Source organism: uncultured Aquincola sp. (assembly GCF_964001545.1).
Taxonomy (GTDB): Bacteria; Pseudomonadota; Gammaproteobacteria; order Burkholderiales; family Burkholderiaceae_C; genus Aquincola.
Genome location: NZ_CAXFDV010000872.1, coordinates 1 through 1,573 on the forward strand (window position 1 = coordinate 1; position 1,573 = coordinate 1,573).

Genomic DNA, 1,573 nt, shown 5'->3' on the forward strand with positions numbered 1-1,573 from the left:
CGGCGTACTGCAGCCAGGCTTCGTAGCGGTTCATCGCATCGGGCTGCTGGGCCTGGGCGTCGCGGTAGCGGCGCGCGATGCGGTAGGCCGCACCTGCATCGCCACGGGCGGCGGCGCGCACCTCAGCCTGGCGGGCTTCGTCGGTGCCCGCGGCATCGCAGAAGGCATTGCGCTGCAGCTTCACGTCGCGCCGCTGCAGCGCCGCCAGCGCCTGCTCCGCGCCCTGGCGGGTGGCCTGCGCGCGCTGCCATTGGGCCGGGTCCGCCGGCTGCCGGGCGGCGGCTTCGGCACTGCGCAGCACGTCGGCCGGCCACAGCGCCTGATCCATCACCACCGCCGGTGCGTTTGAGGCGTCCACCGGCGGGCAGGCGGCATGGGCGCTGCGCCAGCCACCCCAGCCCGCCAGCGTGGCCAGCAGGCCCACCACCAGCGCCTTGCGCACGCCGGGGCGCGACCAGGGCGAAGGCGGCGCCGCCAGCGACTGCAGGCTGCGCACGGTGGCGCGCGATCGGTGGCGCGACAGCGCGGACAAGGTCGACGGACGATGGGAAGGGCGGTGGATGTGCGGCATGGGGGACCTCGCTCTCCCCGGTTTCGGCGCCTGGCGGCAGCGGCTGTAGGCCGGTGGCCGGCCAACCGGCGCCTGCACTGCCAACTAATGCGCGGCCGCCGGTCGGATGCCGTTGGCTCACATCTGCCGGAACACGTGCAGGTAGCTGCGGCTCACCGGCAGCCGCTCGGGCCGGCCCTTGAGCAGCACGTCGGCCGTGTCGTTGCCGCTGCGCACCACCTGCTGCACATGCCGCAGGTTCACGATCACCGAGCGGTGGATCTGCACGAAGCAGTCGGGGTCCAGCTCTTCCACCAGCTCGCGGATGCTGCGGCGGATCAGCGCGTCGCCGCCCTGCCAGGCCACCAGCGTGTACTTCTCATCAGACCGCAGGTACTGCACCTCGTCCACCGGAATCAGCCGCAGCGTGGGGCCGACCGAGGCTTTGATCCACTGCAGCCAGCGCGGCGCTGCCGGCACGGGCGCTGGGGCTGCGGCGCCAGGGCGGTCGCGCAGCGCGGCGGCCAGTTCGTCCAGCAGCTGGCTGCGGTCGGGCGCGGGCTGGGGCAGCCGCTGGCGCAGGCGCTGCACCGTGTCGGCCAGCCGGACTTCGTGAAAAGGCTTGACCAGGTAGTCCACCGCACCCTGCTCGAAGGCCTGCACCGCGTACTGCTCATAGGCGGTGACGAAGACCACGTGCGCCCGCCGGCCGATGGCGCGCGCGGCCTCGATGCCGTTGATGCCTGGCATGTGCACGTCCAGGAACACCACCTGCGGCTGCAGTTCCTCGAACATGGCCACCGCCTCGCGGCCGTTGCGGGCCTGGCCCACCATCTGCAGCTCGGGCCAGGCGCGCGCCAGGTGGCCGGCCAGGTGCTCGCGCAGCAGCGGTTCGTCGTCGGCGATCAGGGCGGTGGCGGTCATGAGGAAGACTGCGAGGGGGCCGGCAGGCGGATCTCGGCGCGCACGCCGTGGGGTGTCACTTCGGCAAGCGACAGGCGGGCGGCATCGCCGTACATGGCC

The 1,573-nt window shown here is 73.2% G+C and carries 2 protein-coding genes; both read right to left on the bottom strand.

The features are described 5' to 3' along the window. Window positions 1-571, bottom strand: a 571-nt coding sequence (locus ABNT58_RS29935; protein WP_348756992.1) for a hypothetical protein, incomplete at its 3' end; no start/stop codon positions are given. A gap of 117 nt (window positions 572-688) precedes the next feature. Then, window positions 689-1,474, bottom strand: coding sequence for a LytTR family DNA-binding domain-containing protein (locus ABNT58_RS29940; protein ID WP_348756993.1), 786 nt, complete (start codon window positions 1,472-1,474; stop codon window positions 689-691). Window positions 1,475-1,573: the final 99 nt, after the last annotated feature.